The following is a 21,731-nucleotide window of genomic DNA, read 5'->3' as shown; positions in this document are numbered from 1 at the left end:
TGATATAAGGAGCGGAATCCAATGAAAAAGAAAAGAAATATCCTGATCGTCATTGCCATTATCGCCATTGTGGCGGCAATCGGCAGCACGATGGCGGCTTTTGTGGCCTCGACCACCACCACCAAGGACGTGTCCGCCGCAGAGCTGGGCATTAAAATCGTGCAGAACGGAGACGCCGCCAAAGACGTTAAAAGCCTGGATGCAGCGGGGGACAGCAAGGCAGGCTACCAGTACGCCGGTATGCCCGGCGATACGGTGCAGGAGCATGTCGCCGTCAAGAGCGACGCGAACAGCAAAGACAGCTATATCCGTGTCACCATCAACCGCAGCTGGATGGACAAAGACGGAAAGAAAGACTTCACACTTTCCCCAAAAGAGATCGGCATTTTAAGAGACAATGACAGCTGGCTGGTCGCCGAAGACCCGGAAGACCCAGAGGTCATCTATTGTTACTATACAAAGAAGGTCGGAGGAGATACCCAGACCGAAAGCGTGATGGACAGCTTCACCATTTTAAAAGATAAAGTAACTGAGAACAGCAACGCCTACGCAGGCTACAGCGCCAACATCACCTTTGAGGCCGACGCCGTACAGGCAGAGGCCGGAGCGAAAGCCATGCTGGCCGAATGGGGCATCATCGCAGAGCTCGACGCAGAAGGCAACCTGACAGACTATACCGAACAGTAGGAGGAAAAGTCATGAAAAAGAAATGTATCACCCTTATAATCACCCTGGCACTCCTGCTGGCTACCGGGCTGACAGCCTCCGCCGCTGAGACCATTACCTTTAAGGGGCAGGCCGAAAAGTTTGTCACCGATGTGAGCGGCGACGCCGAGAGCTTTGACAATATGCTTCCCGGTGAAAAGCGCACCATCAGCCTCACCCTCAAAAACGAGGACAGCAGCGAAATGAGGTTTTACATGAGTGCTGAAATCCTGGACAACATCGCCAGCAAAACCGCCGATTCCCAGGCTGTGTATGATTTTGTCATCAGCAAAAACGGCCAGCCCTTTTTTACCACCATCATCGGCGGCGGGACTGCCAAAAACACCTCAGCCGGTGAAAAGTACTTAGATGAGAGCAACAACATTCTGTTAGATACCCTCGCCCAGGGACAGAGCGATGTGATTGACATCAGCCTGGAGCTGGAGGGAAACTCCACAGGCAACAGCTACATGAAGCAGACTGGCGAGATCCAGCTTGTCTTTACCGCGTCCACCGTCGATCCCGCAGCGCCGGGCGGCAGTAACAGCGGCGGAAACGTGATCGAACGCCTGGTTCAGAGCATTACAAACCCCGGCGCCGCCGGCCCGAACACCGGCCTTAACGGCGTCAGCCCATACCTGATCGTGGCGTGTGTCTGCGTCCTTATCGCTGTTGTGGCCATCGTCATACTCATGGTTTCCAGAAAGAAAAAGGAGAAATAATCATGAACGTCCTTAAAAGAAAAATGAACCGGATACTGGCCGCCATCATTACCAGCGCCATGGCGTTTATGATGATGGGAATCGCCCTTCCCGCCGCGGCTCACGCCGAGGAAACAAAAGACTATAATATCGAATTTAAAGCCGGAGCCGAAGGCAGCATTGCCGGAGACACCAGCTATACACAGCCTGTCACCTATGGTGGTAAGCTGGACGCAGAGAGCGTTGCCGCCATGGTACAGCCAAACACAGGCTACTACTTTACCGACTGGAACAAAACCGTTGAGACCACCGTCACCGGCAAAGCCACCTATGTGGCCCAGTACGCCAAAATCATTGAGGAAGCCAGCTACCGCGTGCGCTACCTCGACACCTACGGCAACGAGCTGGCCACCCAGAAGGTCGTAGCCGCCAGCAAGGGCGGTACCGTGGTCGAATACGCCCGTCAGATCGATGGCTATATTCCGGACGCCGAAGGCAAAAGCACAACCATCGCCGCCGAAGGCACCGAGATCGACTTTGTCTATACTCCCGCCGATAACCCCGCCTTTGAAACCCGGCCCGGCGTTGTGCCTGTCACCGGGCAGCCCGGCGATACCGGCACAGCCGCCACACTGCCAGGCGGTACCACCACCCCCGGCGGAGGCGGTACGAATCCCCCCGGCGATAACCCTCCCGGAGAAAACATCGAGGGGCGCGATACCCCGTTAGGCCAGCCTGATGAAGAAACCATCGACCCCAACGAAACCCCATTGGCCAACGCGGCCAAGCAGGTGGGCGGCATGGCCAACCTCATCATGATTGGTGTCGGCGCGGTCGCTCTGCTCGCGATCCTGATCACCGCCATCATCGTCTACAGGAAAAAGAAAGCCAGACAATAAAGATTTTTTATAGTTTTGCCACCGAATGATCGCAAGGTGTGCTCGCTGAGAGCGCACCTTTATTCTGTTTAAAGGCCGGATTTCTTAAGGAAAATTAACCATTTTCATAAAAAATCAACCGTTTAGATAAAAATTAAAAGTTTGGATTTACAAAGAAAATATAAACGCTTATAATAATATTATAAATACAAATATAATAGGAGGGACGAAAGTAGTGGAAGAGCAAAATACCACACTGAGAGCCCAGATGTTTTCAGGTTTCAGCATCTCAGACGATAGCGCGAGCCTGGATGAAGAGAGCATCCGTTCAGAGATGATGACCAAGCTGTTCATCTATATCCTGTGCCACCGCCAGAAAGAACTGACGGTACAGGAGCTAGCAGAAGCCCTCTGGGAAGAAGAAGAGAGCGACAACCCCGCAGGCGCGCTCAAAAACCTCATGTACCGTCTGCGCAGCCTCATCAAGAAAACCTGGGGCAGAAACGATTTTATCCTGACAGGCCGCAGCGCCTATATCTGGAATCAGGAAATCAGCGTAAGCCTGGACATCGAAGTTTTTGAAGAAAAAATAAAAGAAGCTGAGGAAGAGAAAGACCCGGGCAGAAAGATCGACAGCTACAAAGAAGCCATCAACCTGTACCGCGGCGAGCTGCTGCCCAAATTTGCAAGCGAATACTGGGTTGCCTCCCTGGCTACCTACTATCATACCGCCTACCTGAGCGCCGTCAAGAAGACCGCGGCCCTGTTAGAGGAGCAGGGACGCTTCAGCGAAATGGCGGGCTGCGTGAGCAAGGCTATCCAGATTGATAACCTGGATGAGAACCTGCACTGCTGTTTTATAAGAGCCCTTATGGGACAGGACAATTACAAGCAGGCCACCGAGCATTACCAGAAAGCCGAAAAAACCCTTTACGACTATCTTGGGGTTACCCCCTCCGAGGAACTCCGGGGGCTGTACGAAACCATTATTAAGAAAACGCACCGTCACGAAAGAGACATCGTGGACGTCCAAAATGAGCTGATGGAAGAGAGTAACACCGGCGCCTTTGTATGCGAATATGGCGCATTTAAGCGGATTTACTGCCTCCAGGCCAGACAGGGCGCCAGGATGGGGATCTCGGTTTTTTTATTATTAACGACCCTTTCAGCCGACGAGGGCATCGCCGAAAACAAAAAAATAGAGGTTCTCAGAGACGCCATGGTTCATTTGGAGGATGTGCTGCGCACATCCCTGCGCTCAGGCGACCCGGTGGCCCAGTACAGCAGCTCCCAGTATGTGGCCCTGCTGCCCACCTGCCAGTACGAGACAGCCCAGATCGTCGCAGGGCGCATCGAGAAAGCTTTTTGGAGCAATTATAAAAACCGGCAGCTTCAGCTGAGGTTCGACCTCGACGAATTGCATTATGATTAACAAACAAAATACGGAGAGAGAAATGAAACCACAGAGCATCCCATCCACCAGCCTGCGCCTCTGCATCGACCGTTTTGACGAAGACGATATGGCCGGAAGGATCATGGGCGTCGCGCTGGAAAACGAGATTTCCTTCACCAGCGTCAGAAGCTTTGTCGCCAGCGTCGATAAAGCCTACGACACCATCGGCCAGCCTCAGGCAGGGCAGATCAGCAGAACCTTTGGAAAACAGGCGGTAAAGCCCAGGCCTTACGTAGCTGTCCCCAAACGCTACCACGAGCCCGGCGAGATAAAAAGCGCGGCCGGCAGCCTTAAAACCTTTGACCTCATCATGCAGAGCAGACACCATGCCGAATGGCAGGGCATCCTGAAGGATACCACGGGTAAAACTTTGGGAGCCTTTAAAAGCGTTCTGGAATGCATCCAGCTTATGACCGAATATTAAAGCCACGCTTTGCCAGGCGTGGCTTTTTTCACAGTCACAGTAAACCTAAGAAAACAGTGACCTGTGACCATTGTGTGACAAATCGCTGGTATAGTTAAGGTATCATTAAAAAGAACCGAAAAAAGCCAGCAATCCGCCGGTAAAAATAGAGAAAAAGGCATGAAGGGAGAACCAATCATGAAAAGCGTCAAAAGATTATCCAGATATACATCCATATTACTGAGCATGCTGCTCATGCTTTCAGCCATGAGCCCGGGCCTCACCGCCCTGGCGCAGGAAAAAGCCAACGCCGCCCCCGCCGTACTCACCTATGAGGACGACAGCATCACAGCAGAGCTGAAGGCCACCGAAGGCACCAGCCTGCCCGCAGGCGCGGCGCTCACCGTAAAAGCGCTCAATAAAGACAGCCAGGATGAAGCCGAAAAAGCCCTTTATGCCGAAACTGAAGCGGGATTAAAAGCTAAAGCCAGCGAACAGGGAACAACTGTAGACGGCTTTACTGCTTACAGTGTAAAACTACAGAATAAAGAAGGAAAAGATATGACACCCGCGCAGGGAGAGTATACACTGAAAGTCACTTATAAAGAGGCAACTGCTCCCGAAGCTTTTTTAAATAGTGAAAGCGCAGAAAAGGGCGTTACTCTTTACCAGAAAACCGAGGGTAAAGATGAGCAGAATAATACCATCTACACCATGGAAGTAACCGGGGAAGAGGACACAAAGATTACCGCTGACGCTAACGGAAAAGTACAGGCGGTTGAAAGTATGATAACGACTTTGCAGCCGATTGCGCTGGCGTGGCAGAGTGTGACCCAGGCAGAGACTGGAAACGTAACAGCGGAAGTCAGTGAACCAGAGGCCCTAAGCAGCGATCCGTCGGAGAGAAACACCAATGAAACAGGGGGAGCTGGTCAGACATTAAAAGATAATCAGGTACGATTTAAATTTCATGTAAATAATAAAAACTGGAGTGAACAAGACCAATATTTCAGTAACTGGATTGTCAATATTGTAGATGAAAAGGGTGACCCTATTACGGTACAAGAGCTTAAGACGATTTCTGTAAATTTGGATATGCCTAATGTTTCTATAGTGGATGTTGCTGCTAATATAAAATTAGAAGGTTACCAATTTAAGAAAGCTTCAGCTAAAGGTTATTCAGACTTTCAGAAGCAAGACTATGAGAATATTATTGATGTAGAGCGGAATTTTACAAATTTAATAGTATGGCAAAGCAATACGGAACCTTATCAGTATCAATATGTGGAGAATAACAATAAGTTTGGTAGAGATCGTATAAATAGAGACGGTGATACATATAATAATCATGCAACAATCACTTTTGTTTATACTAAAGTAACTCCATTAACAGAAGTAGAAACCGTCGACAGCCAGCAATTGGGTGTCGACATACAAATGTTTGACTATTCAACCCCAACACCAGAAGATACTTGGGCCGCTTATGGAGATGGGAGTTTAAAACAGGGCCGGTTGAAAAAAGAATTAAATGACGATGGAATCCCAGTTGGCGCAATGGGTTCGATGAAGGAAAAACCCTTAACTGAAAGTTTTAGTACAACAAGTAGTAATTACCAAGGAAAGGCCAATCATTTGTTCAGGAAGGATATTTATGATAATCCTGATACTAAAGGCACATTTTACTACAGTAGTTTTGAGAATTATGCTTACTGGAAAGAATCAACTGCTAAGATTGATAGAGAAACGCCATATGATTTTACTGTTTATGACCAAATAGGAACGCCGAGTAATGAGAATGCTTATTTTTATAAAAGAGGTAATTTTATGCCTTATAATAAAATTGAAGCCGGTAAATTTTCCAGTAACAGTAATTATTATGATGAAGATGGGAAAAAACTTGACGAGGAATCCTTACGTTATGGAGAAAAGCTCTATAAAACTCAGTGGTCGGGAGCGCCAGAAGCACAGAATGGAAATGACTATTGGTTTGGAATGGTGATGTCCTCCAGCTTTACTCAACTAGAAGGTGGACGGTACAATGGTCAGGATATGATCTATGAATTTAACGGCGATGATGATATGTGGGTTTTTGTCGACGGTGTGTTAGTCTTAGATTTGGGTGGAATCCATGACGCCCATTCAGGTTCTATTAATTTTGCAACAGGTGAGGTTCAAGTTAAGGATAGTAGAAATGTAAACGGTAGTGCTGTAGAAATATTTCATGAGCCTACAAATATAAAAGAACAGTTCAAGAATACTGAAAAAGGAAAAAGTATGTCTGAAGAAGACTGGGATGGAAATACTTTTTCAGATTATAGCAACCATGAAATTAAGATTTTTTATATGGAACGTGGCGGCGGTGCTTCTAACTGTAAAATGAAATTCAATCTCCCAGTTATGCCTAAAGACAGCATTACGGTAAGGAAAGAAGTTACTAATATTAATGAAGGCTCTTATAGCGATGTGAATTTTAATTTTAGACTATTTTTACAAGATAATGATGCAACAGTGGCTGACGAAGATACCATTGAAAAGGACGGGATTTTCTATAGTTTAGCTAAGAACAAAACATACACGATGGATGGAGAGACTTTAAATACAGGAGAAGATGGTAAATTCACGTTACATCATGGTCAGCAGGCAGTTTTTGAAGAAGTTGCAGATCGAAAAACAAACTATATTCTTCAGGAAATCAGCGTCGATCAAGATCGCTATGATGAATTTAGAGTTAATGGGCAGGCAGTACAAGATGGTAATATTCTTCCCTCTGAGACTGAAAAAGGCAAGTTTATTGTACAGACCGATCCCTTATCAATCGATAAAAACGCCTTTGTTACTTTTAAAAATCATTGTGATGCTGAAAACCTTCATGATTTAGACATTACAAAAGAAATGACTGAAGGTCAAGAAAGTAATGAAACTTTTCAAATTCAGGTTAAAATTGGTGGTCAACCATATAGTGGTAAATATAAAGTAAACGGAGTGGATGCAGGTAAGCTATGCGAAAATGGAATCCTTGAAATAAAAGCGGGACAGACTATTAAAATAGAAAATATTGCTGCGGACACATCCTTCGAAGTAATAGAAAACTATGATAAGGATAATTATGAAAATCCTCAGTATACAATCAGTGAGGCGATAGTGGATTCTACAACAGATAAAGCAGCAGGAAAAATTGAATTCAAAAAAAATGCTAAAGTAGAGGTTACCAACACCAAAAAACTTGGCAGTCTCAAAATCACGAAGACCATCACGGATGACAGCAAGGTTGACTACATGGACGGCGACCCGATCTTTACTTTTAAGATTACAGGCCCAAACAATATTGATGGTCAAGAGCCCCAGGTATTTTACCGGACACTGAGACTAAGTGAAGATGTGGGCAAAACAGCATCCATAACCATTGATAATTTACCAATTGGTGAGTATACGGTTGAAGAACTTAATACCATGCGCTACACATGCACATCGGATAATCCGCAGACAGACACAGTCCAGCAAAATAACACCGAGGAAACAAAAAATACACTTCCAACAGAATTTAGCTTTACCAACAAGTTAACCAACGAAGACTATTTCTCCCACACCGACGTGGTGGAAAACAGCTTTAAGATCGGTGAAGATGGAACCGTCACAGTAGAAAAACATAAAGTCCCTGAAGGACAGGTTCCAGACGGCACAACGCCCGTTCAGCCATCCAATGAATAAGGAGGTGCACAAAAATGTTAAACAACATCTTGAAAAATAGAAAACTGAAATATGGTTTAGTGTCTCTCCTGGCAGTGGTATTAATTGGCGGCGCGGTGACTCTGGCCTATTTAAGCAAAAGCACCGAGGCGGCGACCAACAATTTTGCCCCGGGTGAAGTGACCACGGAAATCGAAGAAAATCCTGAAGTAGTGGGCAGCACCATTAAAAAAGATCCGGCCGTTAAAAATATCGGCCCCAGCGCCTGTATTGTCCGGATGCGGGTGACCATCTCGCCGAGCAGCATCGCAGAACGTGTTAATAATGGAGAAGAAAACCAGATTAAAATTAATTACAATACAAACGTGTGGACATATAATGGGGCAGATGGTTTTTGGTATTACCAAAGTATTTTACCATTTACAGAACCAAACACTTCAACGCCCCCTTTATTTACAACAATTACGGGTATCACTGATCAAGACGGAAAGCCCCTTAAGGATTTTGAAGATTTCCAGATCACCCTTTATCAGGAAGCCGTACAGACCGAAGCGACCATTGATGGGAAGCCTGTCAAAGCAACAGATGCGACAGGGAACTATAATTCTGAGAACGCCATGAAGATATGGGCAGAATTTGACAAAAAATAAACATTTTGTGGTAAAAAAGCTGTCACACAAACCCGTGTGGCAGTTTCTTTTTAGGATCTCGTGTGACCATGATATGACTGTTTTTTGTTAAAGTAGCCTTAAGAATTCAGAATGATGCATAACGAAGGAGTGTACACCAATGAAAAAAATCTATCACATATTTACAAGCTTGATATTAGTCATACTGGTCGCTTTGGCAGCCATCCTCTTTCTGCCAAAGCTGCTGGGCATGACACCCCTTGCAGTACTCAGCGGCAGTATGGAGCCTACGTACCATGTCGGCAGCCTTATCTATGTGAAGGACGCCGATCCGCAGGATGTGCAGATCGGAGATCCCATCACCTTTAAAATCAGCGATGACACCATGGTTACCCATAGAGTGGTTGCCATTGATACCGAAGCCCAGACCTTCCAGACCAAGGGCGACGCCAACGACAATGTGGATGGCGGAGCAGTGGCTTACGAAAATCTGGTGGGCAAGCCGGTCTTTACCATTCCCTATATGGGCTATTTAGCCGTTTACGCTAACACCACCACGGGAATGATCGTTATGGTTACCGTCATACTGGTGATCCTGATCCTTACCTTCCTGCCAGATTTTCTGATGAAGGGTGACGACGAGGAAGAAAAAGAAGCGAAAAAAGACCCCAGGAGTGAGAAAACAGCGGAAAGTAAAAAGAAAGAGACACAAAAAAGAAAGAAGAAGGAATAGTGATTAAACAGGGCTTGCAAAAAGCTCTGTTTTTTTATTTAAAAAGAATTGATGTGACCGTTCTGTGACTATACTCTGTCATAATAAATACATAATCAATTAGAAATCAATCCATATTGCATATAGAAAGGAAGTGGAGAGCATGAAGAAAAAAAGAGCAGGACTGGTATTGACAAGCTTACTAATCATAGCAGTCATCGCCGTTGGTTTGACATTAGCCCTTTTATCGACAAGCACAGGCACAAAGACAAATGCTTTTTCTTCCAATAAAAATATTGATATCCAGTTAAGAGAAGATCAGTGGGATGGTTACACCTTTGATAATAAAGAAGGTGACAGCACCACTGGTGAAGAAGCGATTGAAGGACGTGAAACTGATATGACACTCGGTGTCAATCAGGCGAAAGCCTATCTTCCCGGACAGGTTATCCCCAAGAACCCAACCGTTAAAAACAATAATGAAAAAGGGAATGGCGTGAAAACAAACGTTGCGCTGAAGGTTAGCTACTATTTATATAATGCGCAGAACGAAGAAATTCAGGTAACTTACGAGGCGTTTAAGGACGGGCTGTTAACGGAAGATGGGATTGAATTTGATGAAAAATGGGATAACATTTCAATAGAAAATTCATTGACTCAGATTTTCCTTTATAATAAAACATTAGATTTGAATGAAGAAACCACCGCGCTTTTCAGCGCAGTCCCTTTAAGTAAAAACATCGAAGCCAATGAAAAAGGCGAACTGCCAAAATTCAATATCAAAGTACAGGCATACGCCATCCAGGCAGACGTGGATGGTATGAATATTGCTGCTGAAATGGTTAAATTTATCAACGCAAATTAAGGCAATAACCTTTTGACTGTGACCATCGTGTGACAACCATAGATTATAATATAGTTATAATAAAACGGTATTTAAATAAAAAGATTTATCGAAAAATGTTGAAATTTAGAACGGAGGAAGAAAAAATGGATAAGAAGAAAAAAAGATTGGCAAAAGGTCTCATCGCTGCTGCGTTAGTAGGCGTCATTGCAGTTGGATCAACGTTAGCGTATCTAAGCGCGAACACCGGACAGAAGACGAATAAGTTTACGGGCGCAAATATTGGTGGCGTAACGAAAGAAGATTTTGAGAAAGAAAAAGCAGAGAGCTATGAACCAGGCCAGCTGATTCATAAGGCGCCAACCATCACCATCGATGCAAATAGTGCGGACGCTAAAGTAGCAATGTCCGTAGACTATTACGGTGATAATGTTAAAACCGAGGAAAAAAACGGTGTTGTTACGGTTACAAATGCCGGTGAAGCTATAAAAATGTCTCAAGAAAATTTTAAAAGATACGCAACTGTTGAAGGCTGGGAGACAGGAGTGGCTAGTGGACAATGGACACTAATTGCTACTTCTAAGAACGGCAGCGAGTTATATATGTACAATGATATTATCAATACTGCAGAAGGAGAAGTTGCTACTCAGCCATTATTCACAGACACCCGGGTTAATGCAGGTTTAAGAACTGTCACAGAAACCGAACTGACAAACAAAACCGTTTATGATAAAGATGGTAATGTTCTTACGAAAGATCAGGTAAGCAGTTCAATTGTAAATAGTTACTATGAAGATGGACTTGGCAATATCTTGGTACTTGACAAACTACCAACCTTTGTCATTGATGTCAATGGTTTTGCCGTGCAGACAGATCATATAGATGCAAAAGCTGAGTTAATTAATCTTGCAAATGTTGGCAGAACTGCTAAAGATGATAAATTTGTGGCTGTCGTGTAAGCTCAGGAATAAAAAAATATAGAACCAGTTTAGAGGAGAAAATGGATGACTAAAAAGAAAAAAGGCGCGATCCTTATATCGGCATTGGCCCTTATCGCAGTAATCGTCATTGGCGGTACGTTGGCTTATTTCACAGATACCGACGATGCTCAGAATGTGTTTACCCTCGGCAATGTACAGGGGGATTTAACCGAAACCACTACCCCGGGGACTGACGATACAACAAAACATCCCATCAAAGGCGGTACACCAACGGACGACGGTATCAAATACGATCATATCGTACCGGGCGACTGGCTGAGCAAGGAACCACGTGTCAGCTTGACGGGAACATCAGAAGATGCCTATGTTCGTGTGAAATTGGAAGTTGTCAATGAAGATGGTAAACTAACCGCTGATCAGAAGTTACAGCTATTATCAGCCGAATGCTTGAATTATGGTTCGGACTGGGTTGTGGGTACAGATGGTTATGTCTATTATCAGACCATATTAACAAGAGATGCTAATAAAACCTCTCAGACAACACCTGTTTTTACACTTGTTAAAATCCCGGAAACCTGGGGGAATAAGACAGCAGATGTTAAATTCAGCATCAAGATTACCGCCGATTTAATCCAGTCAGATAATTTTACACCAGGACATAATGCCGCAGGACAGATTGACAGCTGGGGTAATGTGACAATTGAAGATTATAATAATTAATTAAGTATCAAAAAGCGGTCATAACAGACCGTTTTTTTGATAGGAACAATTCAAACGTGTTATCGCCATGTGACCAGACCCTGCTAGAATAAAGTTATGAGGATAGTGTAGAAATCATATTGAAGGATGTGGAAAAGAATGGAAAAAGTAGTCAATACCAACAACCAGACTTTTATCTTAGAGATTAAAAGCACACGAAACAACACCTGGCAGGGCACCATTCTATGGGTGCAGACGCAGCAGAAGGTCGCATTCCGCAGTGCGCTTGAAGCCATTAAAATCCTGGATTCCGCCCTGACGGATGAGGGTGCGGATGAAACGCCAAAGCTTCAGATCGTTTAAGGCAGTACCGATAAAAAGAACCCCGACTGTACCTTTATTAAGAAGGTATAGTCGGGGTTTTTTCGTCCTGTCAATAAGCCACAATCACGCCGCCGTTGTCGGCGTAGACAGTGCTCAGTCCGCCAGCTTCAAAGATAACCACATCCTTGAAGTTGCATTTTTCCTCAATGGCTTTTTTGAGGTTTTCGGCGGTTTCCTGGGCATGCACATGGGCGATGGCCAGGATTTTTTCGCTGGCGTCTGACACCTCGTCGGCGATAATTTCCACCAGGCGGGAGAAGGCCTTCTTCTTACCGCGGACCTTTTCCTTCAGGGCGATCTCGCCCTCGCCGTTGTCGGTCATGATGGGCACAACCTTCAGCACCTTGCCCAAAAGAGCCATTGTGCTGCTGATACGGCCGTTTTTAGCCAGGTTATCGAGCGAATTGAGTATAAACATGGTGCGCATATTTGTGATAAAATCCATGAGTTTAGACACGATTTCGTTCGCAGGCAGGCTCTCTTCCAGAAAGGACTGGAGCTTCATGAAAAGCAGGTCCTCCCCGGCGGCGGCGCTTTCGGAATCCAGTACATGCACCTGGCAGTCCGGATATTTTTCCTGGGCCATAACAGCCGCCATGACAGCGCTGTTATAAGAGCCGCTGAGCTTGGATGAGATGGTGATAATATAGTTAACACGCTCCGGATCAATGGCGTCCAGGTATTCCTGGGGTGATGGGCAGGCGGTGGATACTTTGTTCTTGCTGAGCTTCATTTTATCCACCAGCAGCATGGTTGATAAGTCCTGATCCACCAGCTCTTCGTCATCAATTCTGAGCTTAAAGGGTATTCGTTCAAGTGGCAGATCTGCGGTAAAGATTTCCGGATTAAAATCCAGGCAGCTGTCCACAATAATTTTGTTTTCCATAGCACTCCTCGAAAAGTTTAGTAATCTCTACATTAATTATATTACCCAAATCTTTATTTTGCAATAAGAAAAACAGTCATCCGTGCTTATTTCAAGGATAACGGCGCTTTTTCTTTTTTAAACTCCAGCTTTGACAAAAGCACAGCGGCAAAGACCAGGCCGCAGCCCAGCGCCATGCGCGGCCCAAAGGGGTCATGCAGGAAAATAACGGAGACGATCAGGCCGAAGACAGACTCCAGTGAGATGAGCAGCGAGGCGTGGGTGGAGGTGGTGTACTGCTGGGCGATGTTCTGGATGAGAAAGGCCAGGGCCGTATTAAAGAGCACCAGATAGATAATGCCAAAGGCGCTGGAGGCGCTGACGCCATCAAGGGGCGGCGCGAAAACAAGCGCGGCAAAAAGCGATAAAATGCCCGCTGTCAGCATCTGGACCACCGTAAAGGACATCACATCCGTTTCCTTGACAAACAGCCCTAAAAAGACGATCTGGAAGGAATAGACCACTGCGAAGGCCAGGGTCAGGGCGTCGCCAAGATTCATGCTGAAATCGGGTTTCAGGCTGATGACTGCCACGCCCACAAAGGTGAGTAATGCCGCGGCCACATCCAGCGCCCGGGGCTTTGTCCGGGTCATCATCCAGGAGACAAAGGGGACCAGCACCACATAGGATGGAATGAGGAAGGCCTGGTTGGAGGCTGTGGTATGGTCGAGGCCGATGGTCTGGAAGACCATGCCCGCAAACATAAAGCTGCCGACCACCATGCCCATGAGCACCGTGCGCTTATCAAGCCGTCTGACACGCTTTAAAAAAAGGATCAGGAGTAAAACGCCTGATCCTAAAAACCGAAAGGTCATGACCCAGAGTGGTGTGATGGTCACAAGCGCCGCCTTTGACGCGATAAAGCCCACGCCCCAGATAAGGGCGACGAGTATGAGCGCAAGGTCGGCGTATAAGGTTTTATTTTTAATATTCATTGGCCGTTTCAGGAAGCAGGGAAGCCCTTACTTCAAAAATCCCTCAATGATGTGCTGTTCGGCCTCATGCTCGGTCAGACCGAGGGTGCGGAGCTTGATGATCTGGTCACCGGCAATTTTGCCGATGGCAGCTTCATGGATCAGTTCGGCCTCAAGGTCATTGGCGGTAATTTCCGGAATCGCGGAGACAACGCCTTCGTCCATGATGATAGCGTCACATTCGGAGTGGCCCGCGCATTGGTTGTTGCCATTGATCTTGGACAGGAAAAGCTGGCGGGAGCGGTCACGGGCGACGGAACGGGAGCTCAGGGTACAGCTGGAGCCTGCGCCGTCCATATCCACCTCAAAGGCGGTTTCGGCGTATTGGTCACCGTGTGTCATGAGCTTCTCCTTGATGACAAGCTTGGCGCCTTCGCCCAGCTTGGCCGCGGACTTACGCTTGGTGGAGTCCACGCCCTTAATCTGGGTGGTGTTCATTTCCATGTAGCTGTCGGTTTCCTGCTCGATGTAGGTTTCCGGGTTGATGACCCGCTTGCCGGTGCCCTCACCAACGCCGATGTGTTTTTCGATGTACAGCACCTTTGAGCCCGGCTTCAGGAAGAAGCGGTGGATGCCGTTGTGCTCGGAGCCGTCACAACCGTCGGTGGATACGCCGCAGCCTGCCACGATGGTCACGTCTGCGTCCTCGCCGATATAGAAATCATTGTAAACCAGGTCGTGCACACCGCTGCAAGTCACCAAAGCCGGGATAAAAACCTTGTCGTTTTTAGTGCCTGGCTGCACGATGATGTCAATGCCGGAGCCGTCCTCCTTGCTCACAATCTGGATATTATCCGTAGAGTTACGACCGGCGCACTGGCTGTCCTCGCGGATATTAAAAGCAACGCCCTCAGGCTTGCCGTCAATGTCGGCAACGTCCTTCAGCAGCTCTCTTGCTACGTCATTCATTGGTATTTCGTTCATATTATTCCTCCATTCTAGGACAGAAATCTACTTTGTCTGTACCGCTTAAAAGTCTTGGTAAAATGTCTTCTCTGGCCCCCTGGCTGATGATCTTGCCGTTTGCCAGCACAATGATTTCATCGGCGATGTTCAGGATACGCTCCTGATGGGAGATGATCATGATGGCGCCGCCCCTTTTTTCATACATTTTCTGGAAAACAGAGATCAGGTTTTTAAAGCTCCAGAGGTCAATACCGGCTTCCGGCTCGTCGAAGATGGACAGCTTGGTGCCGCGGGCAAGGATGGTCGCGATTTCGATACGCTTGATCTCCCCGCCGGACAGGCTGTCGTTGAGCTCACGGTCGATATAGTCTCTGGCACAGAGGCCGACTTCGGATAAATACTGGCAGGCTTCCACCTGGTTAAGCGGCGAGCCGGCAGCCAGCGAGATAAGATCATGGACGGTAATTCCCTTGAAGCGGACAGGCTGCTGGAAAGCAAAGCTGATGCCCAGCTTGGCGCGTTCAGTGATGTCAAGGTCTGTAATGTCCTGGCCGTCGAACAGGATCTGTCCCGCCGTCGGGGTGAGAATACCGGAGATAATCCGGGCAAGGGTGGATTTTCCCCCGCCGTTGGGGCCGGTAATGACAACGAATTTACCAGAGTCAATCTTGAGACTGACATCCTTGAGGATGCCCTTTTTTTCATCCTCCACTTCAAAGCAGATATTTTTTAATTCTAGCATTTATTACTCCTTCACTGGCCGCTCTAATAGCGAACGGTCAAACTCATGATAATTTGAAATCACCGCGTTCACGCCAGGTACCTGCATGAAATAATCATGACGCTCCGGCGCCGCGATGGCAATGATATGGCCGATACCGGCCGCATGGGCAGACTGGATACCGGAAAGGCCGTCTTCCACCACAATGCACGCCTCAGGACAGACACCGAGCTTTTCAGCCGCCAGACGGTAAATATCCGGGGAGGGCTTTCCCGGAAAAGTGTGGTTATCAAAAACGGTGGCGTCAAAATCGAACCATCTGCCAAGGGCAAAGGTCTTAAAAAAGAACGCCATGTTGGCAAGCTCTGAGCTGCTGGCAATGGTGTGAGGGATCTGCGAGGCGCAGATCCAGTCAAGAAGCTCCGGGGCGCCGCTTACCAGATGGAGGTTTTCAGTATCCTCCAGGCAAAGCTCCCGGTAAAGCGCTTCTTTATAATCACCAAAGGCGGTGATCTCCTCTGCTGTCAGCTCCCGGTCCTTTAAAATGGCCGGAATGATGGTGGCGTTGGTCTGACCGTAAAAGCCGTGCATTTCCTCAGGCGTAATGTGCCGCCCGCACTGCTCCAGCGTAAAACGGTCAAAAGCCGCGTCGTGCTTGTCCGAGTCGAAAAACAATGTGCCGTTGAAGTCAAAAATGATGGCCTTAAATGTCTTTTGCATGTGTAACCTTTCTGCTTACTGTTATTATATTAAATGATTCTTAAAATAGAATTATAATTTTTTATATTTACAGAGGACAGTCCTGGTTCAGGGACTTGTGGGTAAAGCTGCGTTTTCCGTCCGAGAAATCACCTACAATATCACCGTGTCCGATGAGCTTGTATTTATAGCTCAGCAGGCCGTCTAAGCCCACTGGGCCTCTGGCGTGCAGCTTGGAGGTGCTGATTCCCACCTCAGCACCGAAGCCGTAGCGGAAACCGTCGGCAAAGCGGCTGGAGCAGTTTACGTAGACGCCTGCGGAATCGACCAGGGTCGTGAATTTCTTCGCGTGGGCCTCATCCTCAGTTACGATGACATCGGTGTGGCCGGAGCCGTAGGTGTTGATATGGTCAATGGCTTCCTCCAGGCTGTCGACAACCTTAATGGAAAGGATATAGTCCAGGTATTCGGTGGACCAGTCGTCCTCGGTGGCAGCCTCGACGTCGATCACGGCGCGCACCCGGTCATCGCCCTTCAGATGAACTTGCTTCTGGTCCATTCCGGCCTTCAGTTTGGGTAAAAAGTCGCTGGCGATGTCCTTGTGCACCAGCAGGGTTTCGATGGTGTTGCAGGCCGAAACGTACTGGGTTTTGGCGTCCACCGCGATGTTCACAGCCTTGCCTGAATCGGCGGAGGCGTCTACATAGGCGTGGCAGATCCCGTCGGAGTGGCCCATGACTGGAATATTGGAGTGATCCATGATGTATTTCACAAAGCTGTTGGAGCCGCGTGGAATAATAAGGTCAATATAATCGTCCAGGGCCAGCATGGCATTGACGTCCTCTCGGCTTTCAAGATTCTGAATCCAGCCGTCCGGAATGCCCACAGAGGCAGAGGCTTCCGAAATGACCTTGCACAGCAGGCGGTTCGTCTCCAGCGCTTCACGTCCGCCTTTTAAGAGCACCGCGTTACCGCTTTTCAGGCACAGGGTGGAGATCTGGACAAAAGCGTCGGGACGGGATTCAAAGATGATGCCAACAACACCGATGGGGCAGGTTATCTTGTAGAGCTCCAGGCCGGTGTCCAGCTCGGTAGCCATGCGGGTAGCGCCCAGCGGGTCTTCAAGCAGGGTCAGGCTGTGAATGCCGTCGATCACGTCGTCAATTTTATGGTCGTCAAATGTCAGGCGGCCCAGCAGCGGCGCCGCCAGGTTTTCGGATGCGCTGCGCTCGTAATCTTTCTGGTTGGCGGCGATCAGTGCTGCGCGGTTTTTTTCCAGCGCGTCGGCAATGGCCGTAAGGGCCGCGCTGCGCGTCTGTGTATCTGTGGCGGATAGCTGAATGCTCGCCTTTTTAGCTGTTTTTCCTCGTTCTAACATAGTGGTGGTCATGGTTAACTCCCTTCTTGAATCAATGGAGAATTGTCTCCATTAAGGATCACAGATTCCACGGAAATCTTATCATCCTTATCGGATAATTTCCGCGTCATCTGCGTTCGCTTCGTTATCGGGCAACCGCTAACGCTCCATTGCCCTGCCGATTTTTTTCAAAAATCGGATTCAGCTTCATTTATGATAGGTTTCATTTTTTATAATCTTAAACGCCCGGTAAACCTGTTCCAGCAGCATGACGCGGAAGAGCTGGTGGGGGAAGGTCATCTTTGAAAAGGACAAATCCCAGTGGGCGCGGGCCTCGATCTCCGGCGCCAGTCCCAGGGAGCCGCCGATAATAAAGGTCAGGTTGCTCTTGCCCTGGAGTCCGTAATGCTCAATCTTTTTCGCGAAATCCGGTGAGGTCAGCTGCCTGCCGGTGATCTTAAGCGCGGCGATGATTTCATTGTCCTTTAGATGCCGGGCGATCCGTTCGCCCTCCAGCGCCACTGCCCTGGCCTTTTCGGCGTCGCTGAAGCGCTCTTCAATTTTTTCGTCCTTTACCTCGATGATGGACAGCCTGCAGTAGGCTCCCAGCCGCTTGCTGTACTCATCAATGGCCATCCTCAGGTATTTCTCCTTGATTTTGCCCACTGTAATGATTTTAATATTCATCCTTATATAACAGGCTCCTTAAAAGCTGTACATGGTCAGCAGACTGACAATGATGATGATCACCAGGATCAGGGCGCCGATCCGGTAGCTGTTTTTAATGTTGCTCTGGTGGCTCTGCTTCGTCTGCTTCTGCTTTGTTTTTTTCGTGGGATTATTTTTATTATTCGCCATCCTCCTGCTCACTTTCTGCTGCGGCTCTGGCAGCTTCTTCCTCTTTTTGCTTGCGGATACGCTCGGCATACTCTGCCCGCATCTCCGCGATGATCCGGTCCTGTTCCTCTTTTTCGGCCTGTTCCTTTGCCAGGTCGGCAGCGTATAGGTCCTCCAGCACCTGCGGGAGTCTGGGTTCTTCGCCCTCGGCCAGTGTGGTGCCCATGTGGGAGAGATAAATCCGACGGTCTGTGGAGGGGCCGTTGAACTCAACCATATAGATGCTCTGGTGCAGGCCCAGGATCAGCTCGCCGCTTTCCACCATCACCTGCTCCGACATCCCCACAAGGGAGGCCTTGACATTGGAGGTGGTCCAGCCTGTAAACTGCATGCCGTTATACTTGGGCAGGAACCGGTTGATTTTATTCAGAAAATCCTTGTCAATATTGAAGTCATCATTGATGGTAATGGTCACCGCGCAGGTGCGTTCGGGAATCTGGATGTGGACAAACCCGTCTTTCAGACGCACCTCACGGATGTATTCCCGCACCTGTTCCGTGATATCTGCTAAACCTTCCGGGGCAGATACGCCCGCTTCAATTATTTTCATGCTTTTCTCCTAAATTTTTTAAAATTTTTAAAAAATATGCTTGCAAAATATCTATGACTATATTACAATAACTGTTGTTGGTTTGCAAATCAAAAATATAAAAATATCGGGGTGTGGCTCAGTTTGGTAGAGCGCATGGTTCGGGACCATGAGGCCGGAGGTTCAAATCCTCTCACTCCGACCATTTTGTTAGTGTTTTAGCCCTTTTGAGGGCTTTTATTTTTTTCTAAAATGACGGCGTACACCAGTTGTACACCAGTTAGAAATCTGGCTCAAAGGTCTGTTTCATAAAAGAGATCAATTTTTGAGGCCGTTCTTTTTTTCTGTCGCTCAAGAACATGGGTATAAATGTTAAGCGTTGTGGAAACATCAGAATGCCCTAACAACTCTTGAACGACCTTTGCAGGTTCGCCCAGTTCAAACAGGCGCGTCGCGTAAGTATGCCTTAAGTCATGAAAGGTCTTATCCACTTTTCCGTCGACGTTCAAGATGCCGCATTCTTTATAGACAGCTTTGACTTCTTTGAGAACATTTTGCCGCTCAAGATGAGTTCCGATACCCGTACAAAAAACGAGGGTATCATTATCTTGTGTTATGTTATATTTAGCAAGCTGTATTTTTTGCCTTTCTTTATGAGCCATTAAAAGTTCTTCAGTACGCTTTGGTAAAGAGATAATGCGTGTTGAATAATAAACATGCATGAATACTAACATTGTCAAACGGGTAAATATGTACCGCCATATAGTTCTGCATCTGTTGAACTCTATTTTATATGTAGCAATAAATGCAGTTTCATCGTACGGGCTGTGCTAGTTTAAAATTTCTAATATTTTTATTTTGGCACTTTCGTTTAATTCGAATGTCAATTCTAATTACATCCTTTAAGCAAAGATCAAATTCTTTAACATACAATTTATAAGAATATATATTTTAAAGTTAAAAATAAAGTATCTAAATTAGGGTAAATATTTGTCAATACTAAAGATTCCATTGACTTTCACTTTCGAAAGGCGTATGATTGTTTCGTGAAAAGAACGTACGTTTTAATACAAAAGAACGTTTATTCGAAAGGTGAGAGGATATGAAAGCATTGGAAAAAGATGATAATGTAATTAGCCTAAATGCTGAATTGACAATTATCCGTGAAGAAATTAAACGTTTAGAACGACTTAAAGAACAATTAACGCAGTTATCTGAAAAAACACCATATACAGAGGTAGGGAAAAAACGTTCTGTTTTATGTCGCTTAAGAGGGATTGATCAGGAACTGGAAGAGCTACTACGTCAGGAACGGCTTCTCGATAAAAGCTTACATGTGATTTTGGAAGCTATTCCAAAATTAAAAAACATTCAGAAAAAGGTTTTTTATATGCAGCGTTATACTGGAAAAACTTTGATGCAGATCGCTGAAGAACTAGAATATGATTATGGGTATATCCGTCACATCGCGGCAAAGGCCAATCAAACGATGAAGCAATCAACTAAATAATTCAATCCTCCCACTTTCCCCAAAGAGCCAATTGGCTCTTTTTAATTTTAAAGAAAATAAAGCACAAACTAAGCACAGCGTTTTAATGAGAATGCTGCTATAATAAGTTTATCGAAAAGAGCTGAACAGATCGCGGTTGAAATTAAGCATTCGATAAAGAAAGAAGGTGGTCTCAAAAGTGAATTTTAAAATTCGATTACGGAACAAAGCTTTCTGGATCGCCTGTATTGGTTTGATAGTGCTGGTTTTGCAGTATATTCAGGGATTTATTGCTGTAGACTTCAATGTCCCATTAATTGAAAAAATTTTGAATGCAGCTGTTATCTGTGCTGTCACCATGGGAATCATTGTCGATCCAACTACGCCTAAAATAGGTGACTCAGAACAAGTACTAAAAAAGAAAAAAGAGGGGAAAGGAGGTGAAAAATAATGGAAATGGTTTTAACACAAGTACAAGAAGCTTTAAAACTTTGTAATTATGCGCCTGGTACTGTTGATGGACAGGATGGGCCAGAAACCCAAGCGGCTGTCCGACGTGCGCAAGAAGGGTATGGTATCGAAGCTGATGGTATTGCGGGTCCAGTGACCACAGAGCATCTCTCTGAACAGGTGCGCGGTATTCAGGCACAACTCAATGCAAAAGGATATGGCTGCCCGGTGGATGGTCTTCCAGGTCCTTTGACCGATGCAGCCGTTAAGGCGTTGCAGGTCGATTTTGGACTCGTTGCTGACGGCATCGTAGGCTATAACACCGAAGCGGCCTTATTTGGCTATGCTACAGCCGATCCGGCGCCGGCTTTTGATCCGAATGAACAGGTAACTGAGCATTTCAATATGCAGGAATTTATCTGTGAATGTGGCGGCAAGTATTGCGACGGCTTTCCGGTTCCGATGAACCGGACACTTATTGAAAAGCTGGAGTGCGTTCGGAAAGAACTAGGGATTCCTCTGGTTGTTACTTCTGGCGTAAGGTGTGACATCCTTAATGAAGAAGTAGGTGGTGTCCCGGATTCATACCATAAATTGGGGCGGGCGGCGGATATTGCCGTCTATGCCGCCAATGGCTACACGGTCGATGAGGTGGCAGACGCTGGAGAAAGGTATGGACTAAAAACCATCCGTTATTATGACAAAAGTTTTGTGCATTTTCAATGGAATGATTAACAACACACAAACT

25 protein-coding genes and 1 tRNA gene are annotated in these 21,731 nt (G+C 46.7%); 16 read left to right on the top strand and 10 right to left on the bottom strand.

Features of this window, described 5'->3' with window-relative positions; translation table 11 throughout:
- Window positions 1-21: 21 nt before the first annotated feature.
- From B2M23_RS00785 to B2M23_RS00730, 12 genes are all read left to right on the top strand, one after another.
- The gene (locus B2M23_RS00785) at window positions 22-687 is read left to right on the top strand and encodes a hypothetical protein (protein WP_038350895.1); all 666 of its coding nucleotides are present in this window, start codon (window positions 22-24) and stop codon (window positions 685-687) included.
- A gap of 11 nt (window positions 688-698) precedes the next feature.
- Window positions 699-1,427, top strand: coding sequence for a hypothetical protein (locus B2M23_RS00780; RefSeq protein WP_038350894.1), 729 nt, complete (start codon window positions 699-701; stop codon window positions 1,425-1,427).
- Window positions 1,428-1,429: 2 nt separating this feature from the next.
- A complete protein-coding gene (locus tag B2M23_RS00775) occupies window positions 1,430-2,305 on the top strand; it encodes a MucBP domain-containing protein (RefSeq protein WP_038350893.1) in 876 nt (291 codons plus the stop codon).
- Between the two features lie 214 nt (window positions 2,306-2,519).
- Complete coding sequence (locus B2M23_RS00770; RefSeq protein ID WP_038350892.1) at window positions 2,520-3,716, top strand: AfsR/SARP family transcriptional regulator; 1,197 nt, start codon at window positions 2,520-2,522, stop codon at window positions 3,714-3,716.
- A 22-nt stretch (window positions 3,717-3,738) separates the two neighbouring features.
- Window positions 3,739-4,161, top strand: coding sequence for a hypothetical protein (locus B2M23_RS00765; RefSeq protein ID WP_038350891.1), 423 nt, complete (start codon window positions 3,739-3,741; stop codon window positions 4,159-4,161).
- A 177-nt stretch (window positions 4,162-4,338) separates the two neighbouring features.
- Entirely contained in the window at window positions 4,339-7,848 is a 3,510-nt protein-coding gene (locus tag B2M23_RS00760) for a DUF7601 domain-containing protein (protein WP_038350890.1), read from the top strand.
- Window positions 7,849-7,862: 14 nt separating this feature from the next.
- A complete protein-coding gene (locus tag B2M23_RS00755; protein ID WP_038350889.1) occupies window positions 7,863-8,477 on the top strand; it encodes a hypothetical protein in 615 nt (204 codons plus the stop codon).
- A 139-nt stretch (window positions 8,478-8,616) separates the two neighbouring features.
- Window positions 8,617-9,189, top strand: coding sequence for a signal peptidase I (locus B2M23_RS00750; RefSeq protein ID WP_052237052.1), 573 nt, complete (start codon window positions 8,617-8,619; stop codon window positions 9,187-9,189).
- Window positions 9,190-9,331: 142 nt separating this feature from the next.
- Window positions 9,332-10,033 carry a hypothetical protein gene (locus B2M23_RS00745; RefSeq protein ID WP_038350888.1) on the top strand — a complete coding sequence of 234 codons (702 nt, stop codon included), beginning with the start codon at window positions 9,332-9,334 and terminating at the stop codon, window positions 10,031-10,033.
- 125 nt (window positions 10,034-10,158) lie between these two features.
- Window positions 10,159-10,971: a hypothetical protein gene (locus B2M23_RS00740; protein WP_038350887.1), complete on the top strand. Its 813-nt coding sequence runs from the start codon at window positions 10,159-10,161 to the stop codon at window positions 10,969-10,971.
- Window positions 10,972-11,016: 45 nt separating this feature from the next.
- Window positions 11,017-11,673, top strand: a complete 657-nt coding sequence (locus B2M23_RS00735; RefSeq protein WP_038350886.1) for a SipW-dependent-type signal peptide-containing protein — start codon at window positions 11,017-11,019, stop codon at window positions 11,671-11,673.
- Between the two features lie 138 nt (window positions 11,674-11,811).
- A complete protein-coding gene (locus B2M23_RS00730; protein WP_038350885.1) occupies window positions 11,812-12,015 on the top strand; it encodes a hypothetical protein in 204 nt (67 codons plus the stop codon).
- Window positions 12,016-12,085: 70 nt separating this feature from the next.
- Here B2M23_RS00730 and B2M23_RS00725 read toward each other — a convergent pair whose 3' ends face one another.
- The 9 genes from B2M23_RS00725 to B2M23_RS00690 all read right to left on the bottom strand — a co-directional run bounded on the left by B2M23_RS00725 (window position 12,086) and on the right by B2M23_RS00690 (window position 19,065).
- On the bottom strand, window positions 12,086-12,922 hold the full coding sequence (locus tag B2M23_RS00725) for a DegV family protein (protein ID WP_038350884.1): 837 nt from the start codon (window positions 12,920-12,922) through the stop codon (window positions 12,086-12,088).
- 86 nt (window positions 12,923-13,008) lie between these two features.
- Window positions 13,009-13,896, bottom strand: a complete 888-nt coding sequence (locus tag B2M23_RS00720) for a DMT family transporter (protein WP_038350883.1) — start codon at window positions 13,894-13,896, stop codon at window positions 13,009-13,011.
- Between the two features lie 27 nt (window positions 13,897-13,923).
- Window positions 13,924-14,844, bottom strand: coding sequence for a SufB/SufD family protein (locus tag B2M23_RS00715; protein ID WP_038351149.1), 921 nt, complete (start codon window positions 14,842-14,844; stop codon window positions 13,924-13,926).
- 16 nt (window positions 14,845-14,860) lie between these two features.
- Entirely contained in the window at window positions 14,861-15,583 is a 723-nt protein-coding gene (locus B2M23_RS00710; RefSeq protein WP_038350882.1) for an ABC transporter ATP-binding protein, read from the bottom strand.
- A gap of 3 nt (window positions 15,584-15,586) precedes the next feature.
- Window positions 15,587-16,282, bottom strand: a complete 696-nt coding sequence (locus tag B2M23_RS00705) for an HAD family hydrolase (RefSeq protein WP_038350881.1) — start codon at window positions 16,280-16,282, stop codon at window positions 15,587-15,589.
- 67 nt (window positions 16,283-16,349) lie between these two features.
- On the bottom strand, window positions 16,350-17,651 hold the full coding sequence (locus tag B2M23_RS00700; protein ID WP_242945854.1) for a glutamate-5-semialdehyde dehydrogenase: 1,302 nt from the start codon (window positions 17,649-17,651) through the stop codon (window positions 16,350-16,352).
- Between the two features lie 174 nt (window positions 17,652-17,825).
- Window positions 17,826-18,305 carry a 23S rRNA (pseudouridine(1915)-N(3))-methyltransferase RlmH gene (gene rlmH / locus B2M23_RS00695; RefSeq protein ID WP_038350880.1) on the bottom strand — a complete coding sequence of 160 codons (480 nt, stop codon included), beginning with the start codon at window positions 18,303-18,305 and terminating at the stop codon, window positions 17,826-17,828.
- Window positions 18,306-18,323: 18 nt separating this feature from the next.
- Window positions 18,324-18,476, bottom strand: a complete 153-nt coding sequence (locus B2M23_RS21030; RefSeq protein ID WP_167617715.1) for a hypothetical protein — start codon at window positions 18,474-18,476, stop codon at window positions 18,324-18,326.
- Window positions 18,466-19,065: a secondary thiamine-phosphate synthase enzyme YjbQ gene (locus B2M23_RS00690; protein ID WP_052237051.1), complete on the bottom strand. Its 600-nt coding sequence runs from the start codon at window positions 19,063-19,065 to the stop codon at window positions 18,466-18,468. Before B2M23_RS00690 ends, B2M23_RS21030 begins: the two co-directional genes overlap by 11 nt.
- A gap of 107 nt (window positions 19,066-19,172) precedes the next feature.
- On the opposite strand from B2M23_RS00690, the gene B2M23_RS00685 reads away from it, so the two are divergent.
- A tRNA-Pro gene (locus tag B2M23_RS00685) sits at window positions 19,173-19,249 on the top strand.
- Between the two features lie 88 nt (window positions 19,250-19,337).
- Here B2M23_RS00685 and B2M23_RS00680 read toward each other — a convergent pair.
- Window positions 19,338-19,706 (bottom strand): tyrosine-type recombinase/integrase, encoded by a 369-nt coding sequence (locus B2M23_RS00680; RefSeq protein ID WP_052237050.1) that lies wholly within the window; start codon window positions 19,704-19,706, stop codon window positions 19,338-19,340.
- 440 nt (window positions 19,707-20,146) lie between these two features.
- Between B2M23_RS00680 and B2M23_RS00675 the strand changes: the two genes are divergently transcribed.
- The 3 genes from B2M23_RS00675 (at window position 20,147) to B2M23_RS00665 (ending at window position 21,718) form a co-directional block, all read left to right on the top strand.
- A complete protein-coding gene (locus B2M23_RS00675) occupies window positions 20,147-20,554 on the top strand; it encodes a hypothetical protein (RefSeq protein ID WP_038350879.1) in 408 nt (135 codons plus the stop codon).
- Between the two features lie 178 nt (window positions 20,555-20,732).
- Window positions 20,733-20,984 carry a phage holin gene (locus B2M23_RS00670; protein WP_038350878.1) on the top strand — a complete coding sequence of 84 codons (252 nt, stop codon included), beginning with the start codon at window positions 20,733-20,735 and terminating at the stop codon, window positions 20,982-20,984.
- The gene (locus tag B2M23_RS00665) at window positions 20,984-21,718 is read left to right on the top strand and encodes a peptidoglycan-binding protein (RefSeq protein WP_052237049.1); all 735 of its coding nucleotides are present in this window, start codon (window positions 20,984-20,986) and stop codon (window positions 21,716-21,718) included. Before B2M23_RS00670 ends, B2M23_RS00665 begins: the two co-directional genes overlap by 1 nt.
- Window positions 21,719-21,731 lie beyond the last annotated feature (13 nt).

The organism is Eubacterium limosum (assembly GCF_000807675.2).
In the GTDB taxonomy this organism is placed as follows: Bacteria; Bacillota; Clostridia; order Eubacteriales; family Eubacteriaceae; genus Eubacterium; species Eubacterium limosum.
The sequence above is the reverse complement of the archived record's forward strand: the minus strand, read 5'-3'. Positions and strand labels throughout refer to the sequence as shown.